General features: G+C 70.7%; 21 protein-coding genes. 5 read left to right on the top strand and 16 right to left on the bottom strand.

What is annotated here, in order from left to right; genetic code table 11:
* Nucleotides 1–19: 19 nt before the first annotated feature.
* The 5 genes from ACIQWG_RS01315 to ACIQWG_RS01295 all read right to left on the bottom strand — a co-directional run bounded on the left by ACIQWG_RS01315 (nt 20) and on the right by ACIQWG_RS01295 (nt 8,212).
* Nucleotides 20–2,458 carry an FAD-dependent oxidoreductase gene (locus tag ACIQWG_RS01315; protein ID WP_404088975.1) on the bottom strand — a complete coding sequence of 813 codons (2,439 nt, stop codon included), beginning with the start codon at nt 2,456–2,458 and terminating at the stop codon, nt 20–22.
* 193 nt (nt 2,459–2,651) lie between these two features.
* Nucleotides 2,652–3,617: an ABC transporter substrate-binding protein gene (locus ACIQWG_RS01310; protein ID WP_404088973.1), complete on the bottom strand. Its 966-nt coding sequence runs from the start codon at nt 3,615–3,617 to the stop codon at nt 2,652–2,654.
* Between the two features lie 13 nt (nt 3,618–3,630).
* Entirely contained in the window at nt 3,631–5,634 is a 2,004-nt protein-coding gene (locus ACIQWG_RS01305) for an ABC transporter permease (RefSeq protein ID WP_404088971.1), read from the bottom strand.
* Nucleotides 5,631–6,722: a glycine betaine/L-proline ABC transporter ATP-binding protein gene (locus tag ACIQWG_RS01300; RefSeq protein WP_404088969.1), complete on the bottom strand. Its 1,092-nt coding sequence runs from the start codon at nt 6,720–6,722 to the stop codon at nt 5,631–5,633. The genes ACIQWG_RS01305 and ACIQWG_RS01300 overlap by 4 nt, the downstream gene beginning before the upstream one ends.
* Before the next feature lie 20 nt (nt 6,723–6,742).
* Nucleotides 6,743–8,212, bottom strand: coding sequence for an aldehyde dehydrogenase family protein (locus ACIQWG_RS01295; protein WP_404088967.1), 1,470 nt, complete (start codon nt 8,210–8,212; stop codon nt 6,743–6,745).
* Nucleotides 8,213–8,429: 217 nt separating this feature from the next.
* Here ACIQWG_RS01295 and purU point away from each other — a divergent pair, with 217 nt between their 5' ends.
* Nucleotides 8,430–9,311, top strand: a complete 882-nt coding sequence (gene purU / locus ACIQWG_RS01290; protein ID WP_404088965.1) for a formyltetrahydrofolate deformylase — start codon at nt 8,430–8,432, stop codon at nt 9,309–9,311.
* Nucleotides 9,312–9,356: 45 nt separating this feature from the next.
* Here purU and ACIQWG_RS01285 read toward each other — a convergent pair whose 3' ends face one another.
* The 3 genes from ACIQWG_RS01285 to betA are packed head-to-tail and all read right to left on the bottom strand — an operon-like array spanning nt 9,357 to nt 12,729.
* A complete protein-coding gene (locus ACIQWG_RS01285) occupies nt 9,357–10,199 on the bottom strand; it encodes an alpha/beta fold hydrolase (protein ID WP_404088963.1) in 843 nt (280 codons plus the stop codon).
* Between the two features lie 19 nt (nt 10,200–10,218).
* Nucleotides 10,219–11,055, bottom strand: coding sequence for a 5,10-methylenetetrahydrofolate reductase (locus tag ACIQWG_RS01280; RefSeq protein ID WP_404088962.1), 837 nt, complete (start codon nt 11,053–11,055; stop codon nt 10,219–10,221).
* Nucleotides 11,056–11,058: 3 nt separating this feature from the next.
* Nucleotides 11,059–12,729 (bottom strand): choline dehydrogenase, encoded by a 1,671-nt coding sequence (gene betA / locus ACIQWG_RS01275; RefSeq protein ID WP_404088960.1) that lies wholly within the window; start codon nt 12,727–12,729, stop codon nt 11,059–11,061.
* Between the two features lie 203 nt (nt 12,730–12,932).
* Between betA and ACIQWG_RS01270 the strand changes: the two genes are divergently transcribed.
* Entirely contained in the window at nt 12,933–13,679 is a 747-nt protein-coding gene (locus ACIQWG_RS01270; RefSeq protein WP_404090748.1) for an IclR family transcriptional regulator, read from the top strand.
* An 8-nt stretch (nt 13,680–13,687) separates the two neighbouring features.
* Here the strand turns inward: ACIQWG_RS01270 and ACIQWG_RS01265 are convergent, their stop codons facing one another.
* The 4 genes from ACIQWG_RS01265 to ACIQWG_RS01250 form a co-directional block, all read right to left on the bottom strand.
* Nucleotides 13,688–14,818 (bottom strand): aromatic ring-hydroxylating dioxygenase subunit alpha, encoded by a 1,131-nt coding sequence (locus ACIQWG_RS01265; RefSeq protein ID WP_404088958.1) that lies wholly within the window; start codon nt 14,816–14,818, stop codon nt 13,688–13,690.
* 29 nt (nt 14,819–14,847) lie between these two features.
* Complete coding sequence (locus ACIQWG_RS01260; RefSeq protein WP_404088956.1) at nt 14,848–16,011, bottom strand: NAD(P)/FAD-dependent oxidoreductase; 1,164 nt, start codon at nt 16,009–16,011, stop codon at nt 14,848–14,850.
* Nucleotides 16,008–16,370, bottom strand: a complete 363-nt coding sequence (locus ACIQWG_RS01255) for a bifunctional 3-phenylpropionate/cinnamic acid dioxygenase ferredoxin subunit (protein WP_404088954.1) — start codon at nt 16,368–16,370, stop codon at nt 16,008–16,010. Before ACIQWG_RS01255 ends, ACIQWG_RS01260 begins: the two co-directional genes overlap by 4 nt.
* Before the next feature lie 227 nt (nt 16,371–16,597).
* The gene (locus ACIQWG_RS01250) at nt 16,598–17,683 is read right to left on the bottom strand and encodes an S-(hydroxymethyl)mycothiol dehydrogenase (RefSeq protein ID WP_404088952.1); all 1,086 of its coding nucleotides are present in this window, start codon (nt 17,681–17,683) and stop codon (nt 16,598–16,600) included.
* Nucleotides 17,684–17,903: 220 nt separating this feature from the next.
* Between ACIQWG_RS01250 and ACIQWG_RS01245 the strand changes: the two genes are divergently transcribed.
* Nucleotides 17,904–19,181: an alginate lyase family protein gene (locus ACIQWG_RS01245; protein WP_404088950.1), complete on the top strand. Its 1,278-nt coding sequence runs from the start codon at nt 17,904–17,906 to the stop codon at nt 19,179–19,181.
* Between the two features lie 28 nt (nt 19,182–19,209).
* On the opposite strand, the gene ACIQWG_RS01240 is transcribed toward ACIQWG_RS01245, so the two are convergent.
* Nucleotides 19,210–20,442 (bottom strand): glycoside hydrolase family 88 protein, encoded by a 1,233-nt coding sequence (locus tag ACIQWG_RS01240; protein ID WP_404088948.1) that lies wholly within the window; start codon nt 20,440–20,442, stop codon nt 19,210–19,212.
* A gap of 270 nt (nt 20,443–20,712) precedes the next feature.
* Here ACIQWG_RS01240 and ACIQWG_RS01235 point away from each other — a divergent pair, with 270 nt between their 5' ends.
* Both ACIQWG_RS01235 and ACIQWG_RS01230 read left to right on the top strand, forming a co-directional pair.
* Nucleotides 20,713–22,023 (top strand): SUKH-4 family immunity protein, encoded by a 1,311-nt coding sequence (locus tag ACIQWG_RS01235; protein ID WP_404088946.1) that lies wholly within the window; start codon nt 20,713–20,715, stop codon nt 22,021–22,023.
* A gap of 50 nt (nt 22,024–22,073) precedes the next feature.
* On the top strand, nt 22,074–23,054 hold the full coding sequence (locus ACIQWG_RS01230; RefSeq protein WP_404088944.1) for a LysR family transcriptional regulator: 981 nt from the start codon (nt 22,074–22,076) through the stop codon (nt 23,052–23,054).
* A gap of 51 nt (nt 23,055–23,105) precedes the next feature.
* Here ACIQWG_RS01230 and ACIQWG_RS01225 read toward each other — a convergent pair whose 3' ends face one another.
* From ACIQWG_RS01225 to ACIQWG_RS01215, 3 genes are all read right to left on the bottom strand, one after another.
* Nucleotides 23,106–23,282 (bottom strand): hypothetical protein, encoded by a 177-nt coding sequence (locus ACIQWG_RS01225; RefSeq protein ID WP_404088942.1) that lies wholly within the window; start codon nt 23,280–23,282, stop codon nt 23,106–23,108.
* Nucleotides 23,283–23,347: 65 nt separating this feature from the next.
* Complete coding sequence (locus tag ACIQWG_RS01220; protein ID WP_404088940.1) at nt 23,348–24,430, bottom strand: sugar ABC transporter substrate-binding protein; 1,083 nt, start codon at nt 24,428–24,430, stop codon at nt 23,348–23,350.
* A 21-nt stretch (nt 24,431–24,451) separates the two neighbouring features.
* Nucleotides 24,452–26,956 (bottom strand): SpoIIE family protein phosphatase, encoded by a 2,505-nt coding sequence (locus ACIQWG_RS01215; RefSeq protein WP_404088938.1) that lies wholly within the window; start codon nt 26,954–26,956, stop codon nt 24,452–24,454.
* Nucleotides 26,957–26,998: the final 42 nt, after the last annotated feature.

Raw genomic sequence — 26,998 nt, 5'->3', positions numbered from 1 at the left:
GATCTGCCTGTATGCAGGGCTAGCCCCGCAACCGCGACATGGCCGGGTCGAACAGCGGCTCCTCGGCTACGGTCGCCTCGATGCGTCGGTCGAAGTAGCCGATCTGCACGGTGGTCCCCGGAAGCGTCAGCGGCGTCGGCAGCCACGCGTAGGCGATGCCCTTGCCGATGGTGTAGCCATAGGCGGCGCTGGTGACGTGGCCGACGGTGCGGTCGGCGTCGTACACGGGCTCCTTGCCCATGACGACCGAGCGCGGGTCGTCGATGGTCAGGCAGGTCAGTTTGCGGCGGACGTCGGTCCTGCGGCGTTCCAGGGCCGCCTTCCCGATGAAGTCGGCCTTGTCGAGCCTGACGGCGAAGCCGACGCCGGCCTCGTAGGGGTCGTGCTCGTAGGTCATGTCGGTGCCGAAGGAGCGGTAACCCTTCTCCAGGCGGAGGCTGTTGAAGGCGCCGCGGCCCGCGATGACGCCGCCGAGCGGCTCGGCCGCCCGCCACAGGGTGTCCCACAGTTTCAGGCCCTGGTCGGCGGTGGTGTACAGCTCCCAGCCGAGCTCGCCGACGTACGACAGCCGCATCGCCGTCACCGGGACGCTGCCGACGTAGGCGCGTTTGGCGCGGAAGTACTTCAGGCCGTCGCTGGAGAAGTCCTCGTCCGTCAGGGGCTGGAGGACCTTGCGGGCGAGCGGCCCCCACAGGCCGACGCAGCAGGTGCCGGGGGTGATGTCGCGGACCTGGACCGTGCCGTCGGAGGGGAGGTGGCGGGTGAGCCAGTCGAGGTCGAGGTTGCCGTTGGCGCCGATCTGGAAGAGGTCGCGGGCCAGGCGGGCGACGGTGATGTCGCTGCGGATGCCGCCGTCGTGGTCGAGGAGGAGGGTGTACGTCACCGAGCCGACCGACTTCGCGACCTTGCCCGTGCACAGTCCCTCCAGGAAGGCGGCCGAACCGGGCCCGCTCACCTCCAGCCGCTTGAGGGCCGTCATGTCGTACATCGCGACGCTCTCGCGGGTGATCTGGGCTTCCGCGCCGACGATCGGCGACCAGTACCGCGCCGCCCAGTCCCCCGGTGTGGGGACCGAACGCCCTTCGGTCAGGGCCGCGTTGGCCTCGTACCACTGCGGGCGCTCCCAGCCGTTCGCCTCCAGGAAGAAGGCGCCGTGCTCCTGCTGGCGGGGGTGGAAGGGGCTGGTGCGGATCGGGCGCGGGTGCCCGGACGGCTGGAGGGGGTGGAGGATGTCGTAGACCTCGACGAAGTTCTGGCAGTCGCGGGCCAGGACGTACTCCGGGGCGAGTTGGTGCGGCTCGAAGCGGTTGACGTCGCACTCGTGCAGGTCGAAGGACGAGCAGTACCCGTCGACCAGCCACTCGGCCATCGCCCGGCCCACGCCCGCGGAGTGGGTGACCCAGACGGCCTCGGCGACCCAGAAGCCCGCGACGTCCGGGGACTGGCCGAGGAGCGGGAAGTTGTCGGTGGTGAAGGAGAACAGGCCGTTGATGCCCTCCTCGACCTTCGCCTCGCGTGTCGCGGGGAGGAGGGACTGGGTCTCGGTCCAGGCCGGCTCGAAGTCCTCCTCGGTGAACTTCAGCACCGACGGCATCTGGTCGGCCTCGCCCACGGAGAGGATGTCGTCGGCGGAGATCGGCATGGGGCGGTGGCCGTAGTAGCCGATGCCGATGCCGTCGAAGCGGTCGCGGTAGTACAGGTCGGCGTCCTGGTGGCGCAGGATCGGGCGGACCGCCTCCTGGGTCTGGCCGGCGAGGGCGGGGACCGGGCCGGTCCAGGCGAGTTGGTGGGCGAGCGGGGTGAGCGGGAGGTTCATGCCGGCCATACGGGCGATCCTGGGGCCCCAGATGCCGGCGCAGCACACGACGATGTCGGCGTCCAGGTCGCCCTGGTCGGTGCGGACCCCGGTGACCTCGCCGTCCGCCTGGAGGATGTCCAGGACCTCGTGGCGGGCGAGGAAGCGCACGCCGCGCTCGGTGGCCCGGCGGATCTGCGCCTCGACCGCCAGAACGGCTTTGGCGAGCCCGTCTGTTGGGACCAGGAGGCCGCCCAGGACCCTGTCGCGGTCGAGCAACGGGTGCCGCTCGGCGCATTCCTCGGGGTTCAGCAGCCGGGCCTCGATGCCCCAGGCGGTGATCCAGCCGTGGCGGCGCCGTAGTTCGGTGAGGCGCTCGGGGGTGGTGGCCACCTCCAGACCGCCGACCTGGAGGAAGCAGGGCTCTCCGTCGACGTCGAGGGAGCAGAACTTCTCCACGGTGTAGCGGGCCAGTTCGGTCATGGTCTTGGAGGAGTTGGTCTGGAAGACCAGACCCGGGGCGTGCGAGCTGGAGCCGCCGGTGGCGGGGAGCGGACCCTGGTCGACCACGGTCACTTCGGTCCAGCCTCGTGCGGAGATCTCGTCCGCGAGCGCCGCTCCGACGACACCCGCTCCGATGATGACCACTCGGGGTCCCGCCATCGCCGCACCTCCGGTTCAGTTGCTTTCTACGCAACGTGATTCAGGTTGCGCAACTCAATGTGCCTTCCGTGCAGAGGGGTGTCAAGAGGCCCGGTGACGTCGGGAAACGGCCGGAGAACGGCCCGGGAGAACAGGAATGCCCGGTGGGCGGCGCACGTCCCCGTGCGCCGCCCACCGGGCATGTCCAGCAGGGCTACTTGATCCAGGCGTCCACCTTGTCGCGGTTGGCCTCGACCCACTTCTTCGCCGCCGCCTCGGGGGCCATCTTGTCCACCGCGATGTACTTGGCCACGGTGTTCTGGTCGTCATTGGTCCAGTTGAAGTTCTTCACCAGGTCGTACGCGGGGCTGCCCGACTTGGCGAACTTCGCGCTGACGATCTTGTCCAGGTCGTACACGGGGTAGTCGCAGGCGACCTTCTCCGCGTCGGCGTCGCAACCCTCCTCGTACGCGGGCAGCTTGACCTTGACGAGCGGCACCTCGGACATGAACCACTGCGGCTCGTAGAAGTAGCCGATCACCCATTCCTTGTTCTTCTCCGCCTTGCGGAAGGCCTGGATGAGCGCGGTCTCACTGCCCGCGTACACCACCTTGTAGTCCAGCTTCAGGTTCTTCACCAGGGCCTCGTCGTTGGTGACGAACGACGGGTCGCCGTCGAGGAGTTGGCCCTTCCCGCCCGACTCGGAGGTCTTGAACTCGGCCGCGTACTTGTTGAGGTTCTTCCAGTCGGTGATGTCCGGGTGCGCCTTCGCCAGCCACGGCGGCACGTACCAGCCGATGAGACCCTTGTTGCCGGTCGAGCCCGCCTCGACGGCGGTCTTCTGGTCGGTGATGTACTTCTTCTTCAGGTCGTCGTGGCCCCAGTTCTCGATGACGGCGTCCACCTCGCCCGTCCCGAAGCCCTGCCAGGCGATCTCCTCCTTGAGGTCCTTCTGGTTGACCTCGCAGCCGAGATCGTGCTCCGCGACGTACGCGACGACCGCCGCGTCGGCCTCGTACCCCACCCAGGGGTTGACGGCCAGGTTGAAGGTGCCGCACTTGCCGGAGTCGCCCGAGCCGGATCCCGCGGAGTCGTCGCCGACCTTCGCGCCGCCGCAGGCCGTCAGGGTCAGGCCGAGGACCGCCAGGCCGGCCGCTCCCGCTCGCCAGTGTCTTGCCATCGTGTGGTGCTCCTTATGCGCTGGTGCGGCGAGCCGCTGCCTGAGTGATCCGGTCGAACATGACTCCGAGAAGGACGATGGCGAGCCCCGCGGCCAGCCCCTTCCCGTACAGCTGGCCCTGCGAGAAGCCGGCCACGACGTCGTAGCCGAGGGCGCCCGCGCCCACCAGGCCGCCGACCACGACCATCGAAAGGACGTAGATCAGGCCCTGGTTGGTAGCGAGCGTCAGGGCGCCGCGCGCCATCGGCAGCTGGACCTTGGTGATGATCTGCCAGGTGCTGCACCCGGCCGAGGTGGCCGCCTCCACGGTGGTGGCGGGCACGTTGCGCACTCCGTCCGCGACGATCTTCACGGCGACGGGTGCCGCGTAGACGACGGCGGCGACGATGGCTGTGAAGCGGGTCGCGCCGAACAGCGCGAGGAACGGCACGAGATAGACGAACGGCGGCATGACCTGGGCCGCGTCCAGGCTGGGCCGCAGCAGCCGGTCGACCAGGGCGTTGCGTCCCATCCACACGCCGAAGCCGATGCCGAACAGCATCACCAGCACCGTGGCGACGACGGTCGACGCCAGCGTGGTCATGCTGTCCGACCACACTCCGGTGCCCACCAGCAGGCCCACGCAGACGGCCGTGGTGAGGCCGGCCCGCCTTCCGCCGAGGACGGTGCCGAGCGCGATCAGGGCGGCGCCCACGAGCCACCACGGGGAGTCGGTCAGCAGGGTCTGGAACGGGTTGAGCAGGCCGTTGGTGAGGGCTTCGCGCAAGGCGTTGGTGATCCCCGACAGGTTGTCCTGCGCCCAGGTGGTCACACTGTCCGCCCCGCTGGAGACGGCACTGCCGACGCCGCCCTCGCCGGGGAACTCCGCCGCCCAGACGTAGGTGTGCGAGAGGTACACGAGGACGGCCGTGATCGCCGCGCCCGCGGCCAGCAGCGGGCGCCGCCAGGCCTGGAGACGGCTCCGGGAACCGCGGGCCGCCTCCTCGCGTGTGCTCGCCGCGGTGGTGACCCGGTCCAGCACGATGGCCATGACGACGATGGCCAGACCGGCGTTGAAGGCCGTGCCGACGTCGAGCGACTGGAGCGCCTGGACGACGGTCTTGCCCAGGCCGGGCGCGTCGATCAGGGCGGCGATGGTCACCATGGCCAGGGCGGCCATGATGGTCTGGTTGACGCCCATCACCACGGTCCGCCTGGACATCGGCAGCAGCACCTTCGTCAGGGACTGCCGGCGGGTGGCGCCGAGCGAGTCGGCCGCCTCGACCGTGGTCCTGGACACGGAACGGATGGCGTGGGCGGTGATGCGGATCGCGGGCGGTGCCGCGTAGATCAGCGTGGCGATGGTGGCGGAGGCCGGACCGATCAGGAAGAACAGCGTCAGTGGCGCCAGGTAGACGAACGTCGGCATGGTCTGCATGAAGTCCAGGAAGGGCGTCACGATCCGGTGGAACCGGTCGGACAGCCCCGCCCACACGCCCAGCGGGATCGCGAACAGCAGGGCCACGAGGACGGCGGACACGGTGAGCGCGAGGGTGTCCATGCTCTCCTGCCACAGGCCCTGAAGGCCCAGGAAGGTGAAGCCGGCCACGGCCAGCAGCGCGACCCGCCAGTTGCCCACGGCCCAGGAGACGAAGCCGGCGATGCCGACCACGCCGAGCCACCCGATCCGCGGCACCGGGCGGCCGGCGGAGGGCTGCGAGATCAGCTCCTGAACAAAGGTCACCAGGGAGTCGATGACCAGCCGGATCTCGTTGAAGAAGTAGAGGAAGAGCGGGTTGGAGTTGCGGTTCGCGCCGATCGAGTCGTTGACGTCGTTGAACCAGCGGTGCAGATCGGTCAGGTCGGCCGCAGCGAGCGACAGGGTCTGTCTGCCGCGCAGTACGGCGAAGAGCACCAGCCAGACGACGAGGATCGCGGCGACCACCATGGCGCGGGAGACCCTGAACGCGCCCTTGGCGGGGGCGGGTTGCGGCCCGGTGCCCTCGGTCCTCTCGGGTTTCTCGACGGCGACGGTCATCGTGCGTCGCCTTCCCGCCCGGCGACCACCGCGAGGATCTCCTCGTCGCCGACGATGCCGAGCAGCTTCCCGTTCTCGACGACCTTGACCGGTTTCTCGGCGGCCAGTACCGCACGGGTGGCCTCGCGCACGACGACGTCCGGACCCAACTCCGGTCCGTCCAGGGCGTCTTCGGGCTGCGCCGGGCGCATGATCCAGCGCAGGGTCAGTACGTCGCCGCGCGGCACATCCTTGACGAACTCGCGGACGTAGTCGTCCTCGGGGGCGCCCACGAGTTCGTCGCCGGTGCCGCACTGGACCGTCCTGCCGTCGCGCATGATGAGGATGCGGTCGCCCAGTTTGAGGGCCTCGGAGAGGTCGTGGGTGATGAACACCATCGTCTTGCCGACCTCGCGGTGCAGGCGGATGACCTCGTTCTGCATGTCGCGGCGGATCAACGGGTCGAGCGCCGAGAAGGGTTCGTCGAAGAAGAGCACGTCGGGATCGCCCGCCAACGCCCGTGCGAGGCCGACGCGTTGCTGCATGCCGCCGGAGAGCTGGTCGGGATAGGAGTTCTCGTAGCCGGCGAGGCCGACCAGCTCCACGACCTCCTGGGCCCGCTTGACGCGCTCGGCCCTGCCCAGGCCCCGGATCTCCAGCCCGAACGCCACGTTGTCGACGACGCGGCGGTGGGGCAGCAGACCGAAGTGCTGGAACACCATGGAGAACTTGCGGCGCCGAAGCTCGCGCAGGCGCGCCGCGTCGGCCCGGCGGATGTCCTCGCCCTCGAAGACGATCTCACCGGCGGTGGGTTCGATCAGCCGGGTCAGACAGCGCACCAAGGTGGACTTGCCGGAGCCGGACAGACCCATGACGACGAAGACCTCGCCGGGCGAGACGTCGAAGTCGACGTCGCGTACGGCGGCGGTGCACCCGGTGCGGTCCATCAGCTCGCGGCGGCCGAGCCCGCGCAACTCCTCGGATTCCGGCACCTGGCCGGCCTTCGGGCCGAACACCTTCCACAGCCTGCGCACGGAGATGACCGGGGTGGAGCCCGAGTCCTGGGGCGTGCCGCGCCGCTGCGGCACCTCGGTCTGTGTGGGGGTCACGTCGGACCTCATTTCGGCGTTCAGCCGCGGAACCAGTGCTGCGGCCGGGGTTGGATGTTCTGCCAGATGTGCTTGGGCTCTCGGTACTCGTTCAGGCCGGTCGGTCCCAGCTCCCGGCCGACGCCGGAGTGCCCGAAGCCACCCCATTCCGCCTGCGGCACATAGGGGTGGTAGTCGTTGATCCACACCGTGCCGTGGCGCAGCCGCCGGGCGACCCGCTGGGCGCGGCCGGCGTCCTGCGTCCACACGGCTCCGGCGAGTCCGTACTCGGTGTCGTTGGCGATGCGTACGGCGTCGTCCTCGTCGGTGAAGCGCTCCACGGTGAGGACGGGCCCGAAGGACTCCTCGTGCACCACGCGCATGTCCTGCCGGCACTCGTCGAGGACGGTGGGCGGGTAGTAGTGGCCGTCTCCCAGCGCGGGGTCGTCGGGCCGGGCGCCGCCGCAGCGCAGTACGGCTCCCTCGGCGAGGCCGGCGGCGACGTACGCCTCCACTTTCTCCCGGTGCCGTGCGGAGATCAGCGGCCCGGTGTCGGCCTCCGGGTCGAAGGGGCCGCCGAGGCGGATCCGCCGGGCGCGGCGCACGACCTCGTCGACGAAGCGGTCGTGCAGGCGGTCCTCGACGATCAGCCGGGCGCCGGCCGAGCAGACCTGTCCCGAGTGCAGGAAGACGGCGGTGAGGGCGAAGTCGACGGCGGTGTCGAAGTCGGCGTCGGCGAAGACCACGTTGGGGTTCTTGCCGCCGAGTTCGAGCGCCACCTTCTTCACGCTCACGGCGGCGCCGGCCATGACGCGCCTGCCGGTCTCCAGCCCTCCGGTGAAGGAGACCATGTCGACGGCGGGGTCCTCGGCCAGTGGCGCGCCCGCCTCGGGCCCGGCGCCCAGGACGAGGTTGGCGGCCCCGGCGGGGAGCCCGGCCTCCTCCAGCGCCCTCATCAGCAGGATCGAGGTGGAGGGGGTGAGTTCGCTGGGTTTGAGGACGATCGTGTTGCCCGCCAGGAGAGCGGGGGCGACCTTCCAACTGGCCTGAAGCAGTGGATAGTTCCACGGGGTGATCAGGCCGCACACCCCGACGGGCTCGTACACCACGCGACTCACCGCGTCGTCGCGTCCGGTGTCGACCACCCGCCCGGCGTCGCTGCCGGCGATGCCGCCGTAGTGGCGGAAGCAGGAGACGACGTCGGCGATGTCGTACTCGCTCTCCACCAGCCGCTTGCCGGTGTCGAGGGACTCGGCGCGGGCGAGTTCCTTGGCGGCGCGCTCGACGATGTCGGCGGTGCGCAGCAGCAGGGCGCCGCGCTCGCGTTCGGGGGTGCCCGGCCAGGGGCCGGAGTCGAAGGCGTGGCGGGCTGCGGCGATCGCCGCCTCGGTGTCGGCGCGGGTCGCTTCGGAAACGGTCGCCACGGGCGTGCCGTCGGCCGGACACCGGATCTCCCGGCGACCGCCGGCCACCGGATCCCGCCATTGCCCATCCACGTACAGGTCTGCCACGCGCCGAGCCTTTCAAAAGAAATTCGTTGCGCATCGTGCACCCGATTGCTTGTGGTGGAACACCCTGGCGAATGTCCAGACGGACGTCAAGGGGTTGGCCGATGACGATTTCACCTCGTCACCACCTACCCGACCACCCTTGACCGGGAGCCACGCCGAGCCGACCATGTTGCGTATCGCTCACCATGTTGTGCAATGCGCACCGACGGAGGCCGACGTGTCCCTCAAGTCCCCCCGATCGCGACCCGGCCGTGAGTACGTCCTCACCCTTTCCTGTCCCGACAGCGCCGGGCTGGTCCACGCCGTGAGCGGCTTTCTCGTCAGGAACTCCGGAAACATTCTGGAAAGCCGGCAGTTCGACGACCGACTTCAGGACCGCTTCTTCATGAGGGTCCATTTCGACGTCCGCGACCCGAACGCCGATCTGGAGAGCCTGCGTCACCGGTTCGGCCCGGTCGCCCAGGCCTACCGCATCTCCTGGGACATGACCGATGCGGCCACACCGACCCGCACGCTGATCATGGTGTCCCGGTTCGGCCACTGCCTCAACGACCTGCTCTTCCGCCGGAGCACCGGCGCCCTCAACATCGAGATCCCCGCGATCGTCTCCAATCACCGGGACTTCGAGGGGCTCGCGCGGACCTACGGCGTCCCCTTCCACCACATCCCGGTCACCAAGGAGACCAAGCCGCAGGCCGAGGCACGGCTGTTGGAGCTGGTGCACGAGCTGGACGTCGGCCTGGTGGTGCTGGCCCGCTACATGCAGGTCCTCTCCGACGACCTGTGCAAACAGTTGGAGGGCCGCGCCATCAACATCCACCACTCCTTCCTGCCCAGTTTCAAGGGCGCCCGCCCCTACGAGCAGGCCCATACGCGCGGGGTGAAGCTGGTCGGCGCGACCGCCCACTATGTGACGCCGGACCTGGACGAGGGGCAGATCATCGAACAGGACGTGGTCAGGGTGGACCACTCACTGGACCCCGGCGAACTGGTCACGGTCGGCCGGGACGTGGAGGCGCAGGTACTCGCGCACGCGGTGAAGTGGCACTGCGAGAGCCGGGTGATGCTGGAGGGCAACCGCACGGTGGTCTTCCGCTGAGTCGTATACGCGGGCCCGGTCGACGTCGTACCCCGACTCCCTCGCTCACAGCCGGCGCCGGAGGAAGTCGAGGAGTACGGCGGTGAGTTCCGCGGGGGCGTCCTCCTGTACGAGGTGTCCCGCGCCGGCGAGGGGTTCCCACTGTGCGCCGGGGACGAGGGCGGCCAGCTCGCGCCCCTTCGCCACCGGGATCCAGGTGTCGCCCTCGCCCCAGCAGACCAGCGTGGGGATGGTGATGTCGGCGTAACGGCCCTGGATCTCGTCGGTGTAGCGCTGATCGGCCTGGGCGATCTGCCGGTAGAAGGCCGCCTGGCCTTCCTCGCCCAGCCAGGGCTCGACGAGTCGGTCGAGGACGTCGACGCGCAGACCGGGGCTGCTCGCCGAGGCGACGTACTCGCGGACGAGGGCGCGGTGTAGAGCGGGCGGCAGGCGTTCGAAGACATCGGCGTGCTCGCCGACGAGCCGGAAGAACGGGGAACCCCACGGTGCCAGCGCGACCGGATCCACCAGCGCGAGGGCACGGTAGCGGGCACCGTGCAGCAGATGGGCGCGCAGCGCGACGGCCCCGCCGAAGTCATGGGCGACCACGAGCGGTTCGGCGAGATCCCAGTGGTCGAGGAGTTCGGTGAGGACCCGGCCCTGAGCGGCCAGGGACACATCCTGGTCCGCCGCTTTCTCCGAGGCCCCGTAGCCGGGCATGTCCCAGACGAACACCTGGTGGTGCCGGGCGAGCGAGCGGGCGACGGCACGCCAGACGTACGAGGAGAACGGCGTGCCGTGCAGCAGGACGACCGGCGGGCCGGCCGGGTCGCCCAGGCGGTCCCAGCGGACTTCGCCGGACGCGCTGGGGAAGGTTCGGGTCAGTTGCCAGTCGGTGACGCGTGCCATGTGACCCCCCTACCCGGTTTCAGTCACTCATTCCTTCCAGCAGGGCGCGGCGCCACCGTTCGGTCTCCGCTATCTGGTTGAAGGTGAAGACGTGCAGGCCCGCCACCCCCGCCGAGGGGGCGGTGAGGGCTCCCTCGGCGCGCTTGAGCAGCCGGTCGGGCGAATACCCGCCGGGCGCCGCGAACCGCAGGAACCAGGAGGGGTGCCTGGTCAGGAAGCGCGTCGACTCCCCCACCCCGATCTTCGTCGCCATCGCCAGCAGCTTGGCCCGCTGCACCGGCCCGGCGACGCCCACGTACAGGGGCAGGGTGATGCCCCGGCGCCGTACCCGCCCGATCCAGTCCTCCAGCACCCGCGGATCGAAGCAGAGGTTGCTCACCAGGTACGTGGCGTGCTCGCGCTTGTCCCACATGGACTGGACGATGACGTCGTCGTCGATGAGCGGATGGCCCTCGGGGTAGCCGGTGACGCCGACATGCGCGAAAGGGCTGCCGAGCTCGCCGAGCCTGCGCAGCGCGGGCAGGGCGCCGTCGTACACCCCGGCCGGCGGATCGGCGTCACCCGCCGGCAGGAAGAGGTCGTCGACGCCCGACTCGCGCAGCCGGTCGACGACCTCCTTCAGATGGACGTCGTCCCGCAGCAGCCGCGCCGGCACATGAGGGACGACCCGGTAGCCGTGCGCCGCGAGCCGGGCGGTGAGATCGAGGGTCGGCTCCAGCCCCTTGACCGGCGACGCCGTCACGGTGACGACGATGTCGCGCGGCACATGGGCGAGGACCTTGTCCTCGGTCGGCCCGGCGGGCAGTACCTCGTAGCGGACACTGTCCAGCAGCGTCCGCAGCCCTGCGGCGCCCAACGTCTACTCCGCCCGCTGCTGTGCGTCGCGGTGGCGGTAGTACACGGCCTTCGACGGCGGGAGCGGCTCCTTGCCGAGTATCAGGTCGGCGGCCCTTTCAGCGATCATCATCACCGGAGCATAGATGTTGCCGTTGGTGACGTAGGGCATGACGGAGGCGTCGACGACGCGAAGGCCGTCGAGTCCGTGCACGCGCATGCTGTCCGGGTCGACGACGGCCATCTCGTCGTGGCCCATCTTGCAGGTGCAGGAGGGGTGCAGGGCCGTCTCGCCCTCCTTCGCGACCCAGTCGAGGATCTCCTCGTCGGTCGCCACCTGCGGACCGGGCGACACCTCTCCGCCGTTGTAGGGGGCCAGCGCCGGCTGACCGAGGATGTGGCGGGCCACCCGGACCGCCTCGACCCACTCCCGGCGGTCCTGCTCGGTGGACAGGTAGTTGAAGCGCAGGGCCGGGTGCTCCGCCGGGTCCGTGCTCTTGATCTTCACCGACCCGATGGCGTCGGAGTACATGGGCCCCACGTGTACCTGGTAGCCGTGGCCCCCGGCGGGCGAGGAGCCGTCGTAGCGGACGGCGACGGGCAGGAAGTGGAACATCAGGTTGGGGTAGTCCACGTCGTCGTTGCTGCGGGCGAAGCCGCCCGCCTCGAAGTGGTTGGTGGCGGCCGGGCCGGTGCGGAAGAGCCACTGAAGGCCGATGAAGGGGGCTCGCCATTTCGCCATGTACGGCTGCATGGAGACCGGTTGCTTACAGGCGTACTGGACGTAGACCTCCAGGTGGTCCTGCATGTTCTCGCCGACGCCCGGCAGGTCGTGCACGACGTCGACGCCGAGCTCGCGCAGCTCCCGGGCGTTGCCGACGCCGGAGAGCTGAAGCAGTTGCGGGGAGTTGATTGCGCCGCCGCACAGGATCACCTCACGGGCCCGGACCTGCTGGGGCGCGCCCCGGCCGCGGCGGTACTCGACGCCGACGGCGCGCTTGCCCTCGAACAGCACACGGGTGACGAGGGAGCGGGTCCGGACGGTGAGGTTCGGCCGCTTCATGGCGGGCTTGAGGTACGCCTTCGCGGCCGACAGCCGGCGTCCGCGGTGGACGTTGCGGTCGAACTTGGCGAAGCCTTCCTGCCGGTAGCCGTTGACGTCGTCGGTCGGGGCGTAGCCCGCCTGCTCGGTGGCCTGCTGGAAGGCGGTGAACAGCGGGTTGGTCGCGGGGCCGCGCTCCAGGACGAGGGGGCCGTCATGGCCGCGGAACTCGTCGTCCGGGTCGGCGGCGAGGCAGTTCTCCATCCGCCGGAAGTACGGCAGGCAGTGCGCGTAGTCCCAGCTCGCCATGCCCGGGTCGGCCGCCCAGCGTTCGTAGTCCATGGGGTTGCCGCGCTGGAAGATCATGCCGTTGATGCTGCTGGAGCCGCCCAGCACCTTGCCGCGGGCGTGGTAGACGCGGCGGCCGCCCATGTGGGGCTCCGGCTCGGACTCGTACTTCCAGTCGTAGAACCGGCTGCCGATCGGGTAGGTCAGCGCCGCGGGCATGTGGATGAAGACGTCCCACGGGTAGTCGGAGCGGCCCGCCTCCAGAACGAGCACCCGGTTGGCCGGGTCCGCGGAGAGCCGGTTCGCCAGTGCGCTGCCGGCCGATCCGCCGCCGACGATGACGAAGTCGTAGTGCACATCAGCCATGGTGCCTCGTCTCGCTCGCGCCGTAGATACGCGAGGCATGCTAGCGGTGGTATCGCGATACGCACCAGGTTGCGAACCGCGCAACTTCGCAAGGGCCCCACCTGGGCACGATCACTTGCCGTGATGTTGTTTACTGCGCGTATAGTTGCACTGTGAGCAACTACAGCCTTGACACGGAAACGCCCAGCACACAGGCCGGCGGAGTGCAGTCGGTCGACCGCGCCATCAGCGTTCTGGAGATCCTCGCCCAGCGTGGCGAGGCCGGTGTCAGCGAGGTGGCCGGCGAGATCGACGTGCACAAGTCCACCGCGTTCCGCCTGCTCGGGGCCCTGGAGGCGCGCGGTCTGGTGGAGCAGGCGGGCGAGCGCGGCAAGTACCGGCTCGGCTTCGGCATCGTGCGGCTGGCCGGCGCGGTCACCAGCCGGATCGACATCACGCAGCAGGGCCGCCCGGTGTGCGAGCGCCTCGCCGAGCAGCTCGGCGAGACCGTCAACATCGCCGTCATGCAGGAGCACTACGCGATCAACCTGTACCAGGTGCGCGGCCCCGGGGCGGTCACCGCGCAGAACTGGGTCGGCCAGCTGACGCCGCTGCACGCCACGTCGAGCGGCAAGATCCTGCTGGCGCATCTGCCCACGAAGGAGCGTGCCGCGGTGCTGTCCGCCGCCGGCATGAAGAAGGTCACCCCGCACACCATCACCGCGAAGACGAAGCTGGAGAAGAACCTCGCCGAGGCACGGGAGCGCGGGTACGCCTTCACCCTCGACGAGCTGGAGATCGGTCTGCACGCGATGGCGGCCCCGGTCCGCGACCGGGAAGGCGAGGTCATCGCGGCTCTGAGCGCCTCCGGTCCGGCCTACCGGCTCACCGAGGAGCGCCTGCACGAGCTCTCCCCGATGCTGCTCAATGGCGCTACTGAGATCAGTCACCGCATGGGCTACCTGGGCTGACCGCCCCGCTACGGCCGGGGTGCGGCGAGCCGCTCGTTCACCCAGTCGTGGAAGGCACCGATGTGGTGCTCGCTGGGCACCAGTACTCCTCCCTTGGCGTACATCCGGGAGCTCATGCCGGGTTGAGTACGTTCGCACGCCTCGAAGTCCTGCCGGTTGACCCGGTCGAAGAGCTCCACGGACCGGCTCACGTCCTTGCCGCTCTCCACGACATGCGGGAGATACAGCCAGTCGCACTCGACGATCGTGCGGTCCACGGAGGCCGGATACATCCGGTGGAAGATCACATGGTCCGGGACGAGGTTGATGAACACCTGGGGCCTGACGGTGATCGCGTAGTAGCGGCGGTCCTGGTCCTCGCCGACCCCGGGAATGCGGTCCAGCCCCTCGGAGCCGTCGACGGTGAACCCCTGGACGTCGTCGCCGAACTCGGCACCGTGGCCGACGTAGTACTGCGCGGCGTATCCGTCCGCGAACTCGGGGAGCACCTCGGTGAGTTCGGGGTGGATGGTGGCGCAGTGGTAGCACTCCATGAAGTTCTCGATGATCAGCTTCCAGTTCGCCCTGACGTCGTAGACGATCCGCCGGCCGAGCGAGAGGCCGGCGATGTCGTAGTGCTCGATCGACTCGACGTCACCGAGGCGGGCGACGACCTCGCCCATCACCTCCTCCTCGAAGGAGGGCGGGTTCTCCGCGAGGCACACCCAGACATAGCCGAGCCATTCGCGAACGGCCACGCTCACCAGGCCGTACTCGGCGCGGCCGACGTCGGGCATCTTGGTGAGGTTGGGTGCCGCGACGAGCTTGCCGTTCAGGTCGTACGTCCAGGCGTGATACGGGCATTGGAAGGCCCGCTTGACCTCGCCGGTCTCCTCGGTGCGGAGTCTGGCGCCGCGGTGCCGGCACACGTTGAAGTAGGCCCGGATGCCGTTGTCCCGCGCCCGGGTGACGAGGATGCTCTCGCGGCCCACGTCGACCGTGCGGAAGGCTCCGGGCCGGGCCAGGTCGGCGGCACGGGCGGCACAGAACCACATGGTCTCGAAGATGCGTTCCTGCTCCTGGGCGAAGACCTCCGGATCGGTGTAGGCGGTGCCCGGGAGGGTGGCGATCAGACTGTCCGGCAGGCTGGTCGAGGTCACAGTGCACTCCTCGTCGAACGTGGTGGAGGTCAAGAGGTCGCGGCGGCGAGCTGCTTGCGGAGTCGGGTGAACAGCCGCGGCTGGTTCATCCCGAGCACGGCGACCGGGTCCCCGCCCCGCCGGTAGACGGCCAGGACGTCGCGGTCGGCCGCGGCGCCCGCCTCCACGGTCACGCTGTCGGCACCGGCGGCGTGGCCGGCGAACTGGATCCGCACGCCGTACTGGTCGGACCAGAAGTACGGCGGTCGCGGCACCCCAGGGGCCGTCGCACCGCCCGCCAGCAGCGTGGCGACCGCGGCGCCGGGGCGTTCGAGCGCACCGGTCCAGTGCTCGACGCGCCGGTGCAGACCGGTGCGCGGGTCGTACCAGTTGGCGCAGTCGCCGACCGCGACCACGCCGGCCAGGTTGGTGCGGCCGTCGGCGCCGCACTTCACGCCGTTGTCGAGTTCGACGCCGGAACCCGCCAGCCAGTCGACGTTGGGGCGGGCGCCGACACCGACGACCACGATGTCGGCGGGGACGGTCCGCCCGTCCTCCAGCAGGACGGCGTCGACCCGGGTCCGCCCGCTGAGCCCCTTGACGCCGACGCCGCACAACAGCCTTACGCCGTGGTCCGTATGGAGGGCCGAGACCAGGGCGCCCATGCTCTCGCCGAGCGGTCCGGCCAGCGGGGTCGGGGCGGCCTCCACGACCGTCACGTCCAGGCCGAGCGCGCGTGCGGTGGAGGCGACCTCGGCGCCGATGAAGCCGCCGCCGATCACCACCAGCCGTCCGCCGACGGCCAGTTCGTCCCGCAGGGCGCGGGCGTCGTCCAGGGTGCGCAGGGTGTGCACCCCGGCCAGCCCTGCGGAACCGGCGAGGGTGCGGGCCGCGGCGCCGGTCGCGATGACCACGCCGTCGGCCCGCACCTCACGCCCGTCGGCGAGCCGGACGGCCCGGTCGGTGCGGTCGAGTCCGACGGCACGGGTGCCGAGCAGCCACTCGGCCCGCAGGTCCTCGTCGTCCGCCTCCAGGGCCAGTTCCGCCTCGCCGAGGGTGCCGGCCAGGAACTCCTTGGACAACGGGGGCCTGTCGTACGGCCGGTGGGGCTCGTCACCTATGACGACCAGCCGCCCGTCGTAGCCCTGATGGCGCAGCGAGCGGGCCGCCGACAGGCCGGCCAGGGAGGCGCCGACCACGGCGACGGTCCTCACGCGGGACCTCCGGCGAGCCGGGCTGCGACGCAGGGCGGCAGGTTGGGGGCGTCCAGGGAGAGCCGCACGTAGACCACGCCCTCCTCGACGAAGACCTCGTGGGTGCGCACCGGGAGCTTGGCCGGGGGTGCGTCGACCGCACCGGTCCGCAGGTCGAACTTCGAGGCATGCAGCGGGCATTCCACCTCGCAGCCCTCCAGCCAGCCGTCGGCGAGCGAGGCGTCCTGGTGGGTGCAGGTGTCGTCGATGGCGAAGAGCTCACCATCCTCGGTGTGGAACACCGAGACCGGCGGATCGATGTCGAGCCGGTGGGCCTCGCCTCGCGGGAGATCCGCGAGACGGCACGCGGGAATCATCATGACACCTCGGTGCGTATAGCGAAACGGATTGCGATTGACGCAACGCCAGTCTGGAGGCGGCTCCGAAGCGTTGTCAAGGCGTCAAAACGCCCGCTTCGGGCCGGCCCGCGGGGCGTTCTCAGGGCAGCCCGAAACGCCCGCCCCACCTGCGGAAACAGGCGGAACGGGCGCCCCACGACGACCACCGCGGAGACGGCCGGAACCCTCGGCCGAGCCACTCCCGCCCTTTAGAGCACCACCACTGAGCGCAGGACGTCGCCCTGGTGCATCTGCTCGAAGGCCTTCTCGACCTCGTCCAGCGCGATGGTCTCCGTGACGAACGCGTCCAGATCCAGCCGCCCCTGAAGATGCAGATCGATCAGCATCGGGAAGTCACGCGAGGGCAGACAGTCCCCGTACCAGGACGACTTCAACGCCCCACCCCGACCGAACACATCCAGCAACGGCAACTCCAGCTTCATCTCCGGCGTCGGCACTCCCACCAGAACCACCGTGCCCGCCAGATCACGCGCATAAAAAGCCTGTACGTACGTCTCCGGACGCCCCACCGCCTCGATCACGACATCCGCCCCGAAACCCCCCGTCAGCTCCCGGATCACCTCCACCGGATCCGACACCCGGGAGTTCACCGTGTCCGTCGCCCCCAACGCACGCGCCTTGTCCAGCTTCCGGTCATCGATGTCCACCGCGATGATCCTCGCCGCCCCCGCCAGCCGCGACCCCGCGATCGCCGCATCCCCCACCCCGCCACAACCGATCACCGCGACCGAATCACCCCGGCCCACCTCCCCCGTATTGATCGCCGCACCGATCCCCGCCATCACCCCACACCCCAGCAGCCCCGCCACCGCCGCCGACACCGACGCATCCACCTTCGTACACTGCCCCGCCGCCACCAGCGTCTTCTCCGCGAACGCACCGATACCCAACGCCGGCGACAACTCCGTACCGTCCACCAACGTCATCCTCTGCCGCGCATTGTGCGTCGCGAAGCAGTACCACGGCCGCCCCCGCACACACGCCCGGCACTGCCCGCACACCGCACGCCAGTTCAAAATCACGAAGTCACCCGGAGCCACCTCGGTGACCCCCTCCCCCACCGACTCCACCACACCCGCCGCCTCATGCCCGAGCAGGAACGGGAACTCGTCATTGATACCCCCCTGCTTGTAATGCAGGTCCGTATGACAGACCCCGCAGGCCTGGACCCTCACCAGCGCCTCACCCGGGCCCGGGTCCGGCACGAGGATCGTCTCCAGGCTGACGGGGGCGCCCTTGCCCCGCGCGACGACAGCACGGACCTGATGCGTCATGGCCACTCCTCGGCTGGTCGAGAGACTTGAATGCGATGTTGCTCATTACGGCACGCATCTCATCTGCCGCAACACAGCATCAGGGAGCACAGGGCGGCGGTCAACCAGTAAGTCGCGCACACCTCTTTCACCCTCGGAGTCTCCATGTCATGCTCGCGCTCATCGCACGCACATATGAACAGCGTTCACGTTGATGAACGGACAGGATGGGAGAGCGGACATGGCAGCACGACCCCGACTGGCCGTCCTACTCGTGGCCTTGGCCGCGTTCGGCACGGCGGTCGCCCCCGTCGCCTCGGCCCGGACGGAGGCGCAACACGCACCTCGCGTCCCGCACACCGCCGTCCTGGACGGCGCACGTCTCCAGCAGACGAAGGTCCGCCTAGACCGCGGCGATCCCGGACTCCGGCGCGCCGTCGAGGCGTTGACCGCCCGCGCCGACAAATGGCTGACCCAGGGCCCGTGGACGGTCGTGGACAAGCCACGGCCCGCTCCCGGCGGCGACGTCCACGACTACCTCAGTCAGGCTCCCTACTGGTGGCCCACCAAGGCCCCGACCCCGGAGAACCCGTGGGGCTGCCCGTACGTCCAGCGCGACGGCGAGCGCAACCCCGAGGTCGACTCGGGCACCGACCGCCAGGACGTCGAGAAGACCTTCGACTCGGCCTACGACCTCTCCCTCGCCTGGTACTACACCGGCGACCGGCGCTACGCCGAGAAGGCGGGGCGGGTACTGCGCACCTGGTTCCTGGATCCGGCCACGAGGATGAACCCGAACCTGAACCACGCGCAGTTCATCCCCTGCAAGTACGACGGCCGGGCCATCGGCATCATCGACTTCTCCCAGTCCTACACCAGCGTCCTCGACGCGCTCGCCCTCCTGTCGACCGGCGCGCCCGGCTGGACGGCCGCGGACCGCGACGGCATGACGCGGTGGAACACCGACTTCCGTGACTGGCTGCGCGACAGCGACTTCGGCAAGCAGGAAGCCGCAGCGACCAACAACCACGGCACCTTCTACGACATGCAGCTCGCCGCCCTCGCGTACGCGACCGGCGACCGGGACCTCGCCCGCCGCACGGTCCTGGACGCCCGCGCCAAGCGCATCACACCGCAGATCGCGTCCGACGGCAGCCAGCCCCAGGAGCTGACCAGGACCAGGAGCTGGCACTACTCGACGTTCGACCTGGTCGCCTACACCCGGATGGCGGCCATCGGCCGCCATGTCGGGGTGAATCTGTGGGCCTATCAAGGGCCGCAGGGGCAGAGCCTGTTCAAGGCCGTGGACTATCTGCTGCCCGCCGCGACGGGGACCGCCGCCTGGCCGCATCCGGAGCTCGAATTCCACCGGTACGCGGCCACCGACATCGTCCACGCCGCAGCCGACGCCGGGGACCGGGAGGCCCGACGGGCCGTACCGCTGCTGGAGGAGCCGCCGGGCGGCGACCTGTGGGCGCTGCGCCCGGCGGCGGAACAGCTGGACTCGATCGCGGGCTGAGACGTCGCTGTGGGCGCCGGCCGGGCGATCAGACCGTGGACAGGTCGATCGCCCGGTCGACGTCCTGCGGCTGGAGCACCCGCAGGATGCCCTCCAGCAGGTAGTAGTCGGCGTACGGAAGCGAGATCTCGACGCCGTCCTCGCTCGGCCGGTTGCGTGTGCAGCGCGCCACGACCGCGTCCGCGCGGGCCGAGTTCCGCGTCAGGCAGGTCTCCGCCAGCGCGGTGAGCAGCCGCAGTGCCACGTCACGGTAGGTCTGCCTGCCGGTGGCCGCGGCCAGGTCGAGCAGCCCGCATGCCATGATCGCGCCGGCCGACGCGTCCTTGATGTCGTACGCCTGTTGCGGGGCGCGGTAGTCCCACACGGGGACGTGGTCCGGGGTCAGCTGCCCCACCGCGTAGTCGGCGAGTCTGCCGGCGGTGGCCAGGAAGTCGCGGTTCCCGGTGCGCCGGTACATCGTGGTGAATCCGTACAGCCCCCACGCCTGTCCGCGTGACCAGCACGACGTGGGGCTGTATCCCTGCACGGTGTTCGGGCCGATCGCGGCACCGCTCGCCGGGTCGAAGTCGTACACGTGCGGGGTCGACCCGTCCGGGCGCGGGAAGACGCGCTGGGCGGTCTTCGCGTGCTCCACGGCGATGTCCAGATACTTCCGGTCGCCGGTCTCGGCGCTCGCGAACGCCAGCAGGTCGAGGTTCATCATCGTGTCGATGATGACCCGGCCGGCGTTGTTCCCGTCGTTGAGCGCCCCCCACGCTCTGATGAAACGGCCGCGCGGGTTGTACCGCCGGATCAGGGAGTCGGCGGCCCTGATGGCACCCGTGCGCCATCGGTCGTCGCCGGTCAGCCGCCAGGCGGTGACCCAGGACGGGTAGAAGAGGAATCCGAGGTCGTGCGTGCCGGTGTCGGACTGGCGCGGGGCCAGCTTCTCCGCCGACGCCAGCGCCCAGGCGCGGAAGGCGTCGTCCTTGCTGTAGAGCCAGGCCATCCACAGCGTGCCGGGCCAGAACCCGCCGACCCAGTCGCCGTTCTGCGAGTAGGTCCACTTCTCGAACCTGGTGCCGACGGGGAAGGCGGTCACGGTCGGTGCGACCGCGTGCAGCTTGTCGACGGCGTAGTCGGCCGCCGCGCGGAACTTCCGCAGGGTCGGTGCGGGTGTCCGGGCGGCCGTCGCGTCAGCTGCCACGGCCGGTGCCGCGGAAGCACCTAGCGCCGCGGCGCCGGCCGCCGTAGCCAGCACAGTTCGCCGGGAAACACTCATGCCGGTCCCTCCAACTGGTCAACGGGAGAACGAAGTTGACCGAGCCTTGCACGAGAGACTCGACGCTGTACACCCACGTGAGCAATGTTCATGCACGTGAACCCTGGGTCCTTGGCATCATCCCCCGCGTCAACTCCGCGGAAGCACCGGGAGGTTGGGGAACCACGCCTGGAGAGATCGGCGCCGCTCCTTCCACGGGTGGGCCGCCCGCGGCCCGAGAGGGGGAGGTGCGCAGGTCGGGGTGTCGGCGGAGGGTGACAGGATGGCCGTATGTGTGCTGAGTTCGACGACGTACTGGCCGACCCCGCACGGCTGTTGATCACCGACCGCGCGGTGGTGCGCGAACGCATCGCCGCTGCGTACGGCGTGGACGACGTGGGGCGTGAGGTCTTCCTTCAGGCCGAGGCGATCTTCGGTGACGCGGATGTCACGCCCGCCGAGTTCGCGTCCTGGCTGCACTTCGCGGCCAAGGCGACCGGCCACGAGGAGTACGCCGAGGCGATCGCGAAGGCCGAGCCCGGGATGCCGTGGCGGACGGTGTGGGCGTGGTGGCGGCCGGCCAACTGGTTCGTGGCCAACCCGAGTCTGAACGGCGACTACTACCGGGTCCATCACCGTCTCCACGAGGGGCGCGAACTCATCGAGGTCGCCGACAGCCGGCGGGGCCCGATCCGGTTCGACGCGGAGACCGGTCAGAAGGTGCGGGTCCGGGCCCAGGAGTCGCTCCCGGAGGCGCCTTTGTCCTTGGAAGCCCTCGACGCGCCCGAGCTGTACGAGTTCGATCTGGTCGCGCCGGAGAGCTGGGAGCGCGCGGCCGCGTTCTCCGCCGAGGGCGGCAGGATCCGGTATCTCGTCGAGGGCAACCACGGCATGGCGGTGCTGGAGGCCGAGGAGAAGGTGCTGCTGGACTGGCCGCGCGGTGAGGGGATCGACTGCTCCGCGTCCGAGGACGCGCTGCCCGATCCCGAACCGGAGCTCCGGCGGCCGTCCGGCCCGCTCACCGCGGCCCGGGTCGACGACGCCTTCGGGGAGCGGCACGTGCTGCGCATCCCGGAGAGCGACCTTCCCGACGGCCTCGAACACCCGGGAAGCAGGCGGCACCTGACCGAGATCGGCCTTCCCACCCTGTGGATGTGCCATGGGGCCCAGTACGAGGCCCGTCCGCCCGGCGCCATGCGCCCGCCGGCCGACGGGGACCTCACGAAGGCCCGCCTGCCCGAGGGCGTGTCCGCCTCGGACCTGATCGCCTTCGGCCAGGTCGACTACGGCGAGCTGTTCCTGCACCGCCACAACGGGTCCGTCCACATGTGGAGCCTGCTGGACCGCAAGGCAGGCGGGCGACTCGTGGAACTCGCTCCGGATCTCGATGTCTTCATCCGCGTCCTGGAGGCGGTCTACCGCTACAGCAACGCCTGCTGGCACCCCTATCCCGTGGAGGGGAGCCAGGCCGCCGTGGCGGCGGTGTTCCTGGACGAGATGGAGGAGCTGGCCCCGGGCCTCCTCGACCGCCAGACGCCCAGCGGACATGTGTGGAGCTGGTTCTACGCAGGCATGACCGAGCTGGGGGTGGACGGCTTCTAGGCCCTCCGGGCCGCGGGCACGGCGAGACGTTCTTGCATAGGGTGCCGGGCGTGGATCTCAACGCCGTCCGGACCTTCGTCGCCGTCGCCGACGCCGGTCAGTTCCAGGAGGCCGCCGTCGACCTGGGGCTCACCCAGCAGGCCGTGTCCAAGCGTGTCGCGGCGCTGGAGCGGGAGCTGGGAGTGCGGCTGCTGACCCGTACGCCGCGCGGCGCGGAGCTGACCGTCGACGGGCAGGCGTTCCTGGCCCACGCCCGTGCCCTGCTCCAGGCGGAGGCGCGGGCGTGGGCCTCGGTGCGTCCGGGGAGCCGTGCCCTGCGTGTCGACGTGATCGGCCGCCGGGTCTCGCTCGCCGGTCTGCTGCGCGACTTCCACCGCACCCATCCCGGGATCGACCTCGACGTGGTGACCCTCGCCGACGCGCGGGAGGCCGTCGCCGCCGTCCGGGACGGCGGCATCGACGCCACGTTCCGCGCCGTGACCATGCCCGGCCTGCTGATCCCGGACGGCATCGAGGTCACCCCGGTCCACGACGAACCGCTCCTGCTGTTCACCGGTCCGGCCCACCCGCTCGCCGGTGCCGACGCGGTCGGCCTCGCGCAGTTGGCGGGGCACCGGATCTGGATGCCGGGCAATGTCCCCGGCACCGAGTGGACCGCGTACTACGACGCGCTGGCCGCCGACTTCGGGCTGACCATCGAGGCGACCGGCCCCAACTTCGGCGTCGAGGCGCTCATCGACACGGTCGCGGCCTCCTCGGATCTGGCGACGTTCCTCGGCGTGCGGACGCCTGTGGTCCGGCCCGCCGGACACCACGACATGCGGCTCATCCCGCTGCGCGACCCGACCCCGGTCTACCCGCACTCACTCCTGTACCGCGCCGACAACCCGCACCCGGCCCTTGCCGCCCTCCGCGCGCACCTCGCCTCCGTGCCCCACGACCGCCCGGACGGCGAGATCTGGACGCCTGCCTGGGCCCGCCGACGGGCCGCCGCTTCTTCGAGCGGTCGAGCCGTCCGCGGGGCCCGCTGAGACCCGACGACCCGAATCCGATCGGCGACGGGCGACCCGGCCCGCGGACGGTCACCTGGTCCGGTTGTCGTCGATCCGCTCGCCCTCGGCCTGGGAGGGCTCGGTCCTGGGGACGTCCGGGTGCTGGGTCGGGGCGGCCCGCCCGGGCGTCTCCTCGCGTTCGCCCTCGGCCTGGGAGGGGGTGTGAGAGTACAGCCAGCGGTCGTAGTCCGAGGCTCCGGTCTTCATGGCTGACCTCCGTTGGTCGTTCCCCTCCCATGCTGCGCCCGGCGTGGCCCGCCGACCAGCGCTGCTCACCCGGTGAGCCCGATCTCGGCGCAGGCTGCGCGGAGCCTGGGGACGCAGATCTGCTGGACGGTGAAGACACCGTCGTGGACGACCGTCTTCTGGATGTCGGCCGCCGTCACCGCGACCGGGTTGAGCAGGATGGCGGGGACGTCCTTGTCGGTGGGGGTGTCGACCTGCGTCGTCGCGACGTCTTCGGCGTCCTCGCCGCGCCCGAGGGCGACGGCCATGGCGGCGGCAGCGGCGGCCTCCTTCTCGAACGGTTTGTACACCGTCATGTACTGCTCGCCGCCGACGATGCGCCGCACGGCGTCCAGGTCGGCGTCCTGGCCGGTGATCGGGGGCAGGTCCGTGACGCCGGCCTTCTTGAGGGCGGAGACGACGCCGGCGGCGATGGCGTCGTTGGCGGCCATCACTCCGCTGATACGGTCCGCGCCCAGCGCGGCGATGGCTGCGGACATGTTGGCGTGGGCGGCCTGCGGGCTCCAGCCCGCGGTGTCGTAGGACCTGGCGATCGTCGCCCTGCCGGTGAGAACGGACATCAGGCCCTTGCGGAACCAGGCGGCGTTGGCGCTGCTCGGATCGCCGTTCATCATCACGACCCGGTCGCCTTCCCCGCGGTCCGCCATGGCCTTCAGCAGGGCCTCGCCCTGGAGCCGGCCGACCTTCGCGCCGTCGAAGCTGACGAAGCCCGAGATCGGGCCCTCGGCGAGCCGGTCGTACGCGACCACCGGGACCCCCGCCCGGCGCGCCTCCTGGATCGACGAACGCAACGCCTTGCTGTCTGCGGGGTCGAGGATCAGGACCTCCGCCCCCTTGGTGATCATGGACGACACCTGTTCGCGCTGTCTGGCCGCGTCGTTCTCGGCGTTGGCGTACACCATGGTGCAGTCGTCGCACAGCTGCTTGAGCCGGTCCTCGATCAGGGGCTTGTCGGCCTGCTCCCAGCGGGGAGTCACCCGGTTCGGGAGCAGCAGGCCGACCGTGACACTCTCGGTGCCCGCCTGGTCGTCCTCACCGCAGGCGGCCAGGGACACCGCCATGAGTCCCGCGACGAGCGCCGCGACGACGTGCAGCGTACGGGTCCGCATGGCAGCTCGCCTCGATTCCCTTCAGACCTTCGCGTCCGCGGTGGCCGGTTCGCCCCGCGGCACCGTGACCTCGCTCCACACCTGCTTTCCGCCGGCCACCGGCACCGTGCCGTACGCGTCCGACACCGCCTCGACCAGCAGCAGCCCGCGCCCTCCCGTCGACTCCCAGTCCACGATCACCGGCTTGGCGGGAGCACGCGGCGAGGAGTCGCTCACACTGATCCGGACCCGGTCGCCGCGCAGCACCAGGTCGAGACGGACCGATCCCTGGGTGTGCACCAGGGCGTTGGTGACGAGTTCGGACACGACCAGCAGTACCGCGTCGGCGGCTTCCTGGACGTGCCAGCGGCGCAGGGTGCGCGCGGTGAAGCGGCGGGCGTGCATGACGGCGTCGGGCAGCCGCCACACCACCCAGCCGGCCCGGATCGGCCGGGTCGTCATGCCGTCGTAGCGCAGCAGCAGCAACGCCACGTCGTCCTCGCGGCGACCGCCGTCGCCGAGCAGCGCGTCGGCCATTCGCGCCGGATCCGCCGGATCGGCCCCGGCCAGCGCGGTGCGCGTGCGCTCCATGCCGACGTCCAGGGGCAGGTCGGCCGCCTCGACCAGGCCGTCCGTGATCAGGGCGAGCACGGTGCCGGGGGTGAGCGCGACCGCGGTCAGGGGGAACTCCGCCTCCGCGAGGATGCCCAGCGGGGGTCCGCCCTCGACTTGCACCTCCTCGGTGGAGCCGTCGGGGTGGCGCAGCAGCGGGGAGAGGTGGCCCGCGCGGACGAACAGGGTGGTGCCCTGCTCCAGGTCCAGTTCGACATAGCAGCAGGTGGCGAACAGGTCGGTCTCCATGCCGACGAGGAGGCGGTTGGCGTGCGCCACGACCACGTCGGGCGGGTGGCCCTCGACCGCGTACGCCCGGACCGCGGTGCGCATCTGGCCCATGATCGTCGCGGCGGCGGCGCTGTGCCCCTGCACATCGCCGATGACCAGCGCGACCCGGTCCTCGGACAGGGCGATGACGTCGTACCAGTCGCCGCCCACCTGGAGCCCCCGCCGGGCCGGCAGATAGCGGGCGACGGCCGTGCCGCCGGGCAGTTCGGGCAGCCGCCGGGGCAGCAGGCTGCGCTGGAGCAGCGTGGCGAGTTCCTGCTCGGCGTCATGGGCGTGCGCCCGTTTGAGTGCCTGTCCGACGAGCGCGGCGGTGGCCGTGAGCAGGGAGCGTTCCTCGGGGATGAACTCGTGCGGCTCGTCCCAGCCGACCAGGCACACTCCGGCGACGCTGCCCTGGGCCGGGAGCGGCAGGACGGCCAGTCCGCCGGGGCCGACGTCCGCGAGTCCCGGTTCGAGGGCCGTGCCGGCGGGCCAGAGGTCCATTCGTCCGTCCCGCAGGGCCAGTTGCAGGGTGGGCAGGGCGCTGACGGGTGCGTCGGGCCACTCCGAACGCCACTGGGCGCGCCACTGCTGCGGCCAGGAGTCCTGGTCCGGCGGGTCGAGCAGGGTGACCACGAGCCGTTCGTCGCGCACATCGGCGAGCGCCACCCGGTCGGCGCCCAGCGGCTCGCGCAGGGCGGTGACCGCGACCCGTCCGACGTCACCGACGCTCGCCGCCTCGTCGAGTGCGGCGGTCAGCCACTGGATCCGGGTCACGTCGTCGACGCCGCGGCTCCTGACCTGAGTGGCCGTCACCACGCCGAGCACCCGCTCCGGCTCTTCTCCGCTCGCGGGGACGACCCGGCAGCTCAGGCTCAGCCAGCGCACCTCGCCGGTGGCGCGGCGGACGCGGAACTCCAGCTCCCGCCGGCCGATCGCGTGCAGGGTCGGTTCCGTGACCGACATCAGCGCGGGCAGGTCCTCCGGAAGGGCGTGCGCGAGCAGGGTGTCCACCTTGCCGTCGAAGGCGTCCGGTGTGATGCCGACGAGTTCCAGCAGCGCCTCGTCGGCCTCGATCAGGCCGGTGTCGGGCACCAGGACGAACGAGCCGACGCGCAGCCCCCGCAGGGCCCGGCTCAGCGGGGACGCCGCCGGGGACCCGCCCGCCCCGGCGCGCAGTACCCAGGCGACGGCGAGGGCGAACCGCTCCAGGAAGCGTTGCTGTCCGGCGTCGAAGCCGTAGGCGGTGGCCCCCACGACGAGCATGCAGCCCAGATGCTCGCCCTCCGTCCCGAGCGGCAGCGCGCCGAGCGACGCCGTCCGTGCCCGCGGCGGGGTGGGGGCGCCCTCGGGGTGGGAGGCGAGGGCGGCGGCGTCCAGCCAGAGGGGCCGGTTGGTGCGGTGGGCCTGGGCCGCGGCCGATCCCCCCGACCGGGCCAGCCGCTTCGGCAGCCCGTACTCGGGGGTGCCGCCCACCGTTTCCAGCAGGACGAGCTCGTCGTCCACGGGGGTGTACAGCGCAGTCAGTGCCGCTCCCGCGAAGGCCAGGGCGCGGTCGTTCGTGGCGGCCTCGGGCTCCGGGGGCGGTGGACCGGTGTCCGCGGTGCCGGCCTCGGAGGCCCCGGGCGCCGAGACTCCGGTCCGGGCCCGGCCGTCGTGAGGCATGTCCGCAACCTTCCTCCCGTCCCTGCCGGAGGTGCCGAGGGG

Source organism: Streptomyces sp. NPDC098781 (genome assembly GCF_044759995.1).
Taxonomy (GTDB): Bacteria; Actinomycetota; Actinomycetes; order Streptomycetales; family Streptomycetaceae; genus Streptomyces.
The sequence above is the reverse complement of the archived record's forward strand: the minus strand, read 5'-3'. Positions and strand labels throughout refer to the sequence as shown.

Coding starts and splice junctions, on each gene's coding strand:
- ACIQWG_RS01225 (WP_404088942.1), bottom strand. CDS start 23,282: ATGAAGACCGGAGCCTCGGACTACGACCGCTGGCTGTACTCTCACACC.
- ACIQWG_RS01240 (WP_404088948.1), bottom strand. CDS start 20,442: ATGAGTGTTTCCCGGCGAACTGTGCTGGCTACGGCGGCCGGCGCCGCG.
- ACIQWG_RS01250 (WP_404088952.1), bottom strand. CDS start 17,683: ATGACGCATCAGGTCCGTGCTGTCGTCGCGCGGGGCAAGGGCGCCCCC.
- ACIQWG_RS01310 (WP_404088973.1), bottom strand. CDS start 3,617: ATGGCAAGACACTGGCGAGCGGGAGCGGCCGGCCTGGCGGTCCTCGGC.
- ACIQWG_RS01235 (WP_404088946.1), top strand. CDS start 20,713: ATGTGTGCTGAGTTCGACGACGTACTGGCCGACCCCGCACGGCTGTTG.
- ACIQWG_RS01305 (WP_404088971.1), bottom strand. CDS start 5,634: ATGACCGTCGCCGTCGAGAAACCCGAGAGGACCGAGGGCACCGGGCCG.
- ACIQWG_RS01315 (WP_404088975.1), bottom strand. CDS start 2,458: ATGGCGGGACCCCGAGTGGTCATCATCGGAGCGGGTGTCGTCGGAGCG.
- ACIQWG_RS01220 (WP_404088940.1), bottom strand. CDS start 24,430: ATGCGGACCCGTACGCTGCACGTCGTCGCGGCGCTCGTCGCGGGACTC.
- ACIQWG_RS01215 (WP_404088938.1), bottom strand. CDS start 26,956: ATGCCTCACGACGGCCGGGCCCGGACCGGAGTCTCGGCGCCCGGGGCC.
- ACIQWG_RS01255 (WP_404088954.1), bottom strand. CDS start 16,370: ATGATGATTCCCGCGTGCCGTCTCGCGGATCTCCCGCGAGGCGAGGCC.
- betA (WP_404088960.1), bottom strand. CDS start 12,729: ATGGCTGATGTGCACTACGACTTCGTCATCGTCGGCGGCGGATCGGCC.
- ACIQWG_RS01285 (WP_404088963.1), bottom strand. CDS start 10,199: ATGGCACGCGTCACCGACTGGCAACTGACCCGAACCTTCCCCAGCGCG.
- ACIQWG_RS01245 (WP_404088950.1), top strand. CDS start 17,904: ATGGCAGCACGACCCCGACTGGCCGTCCTACTCGTGGCCTTGGCCGCG.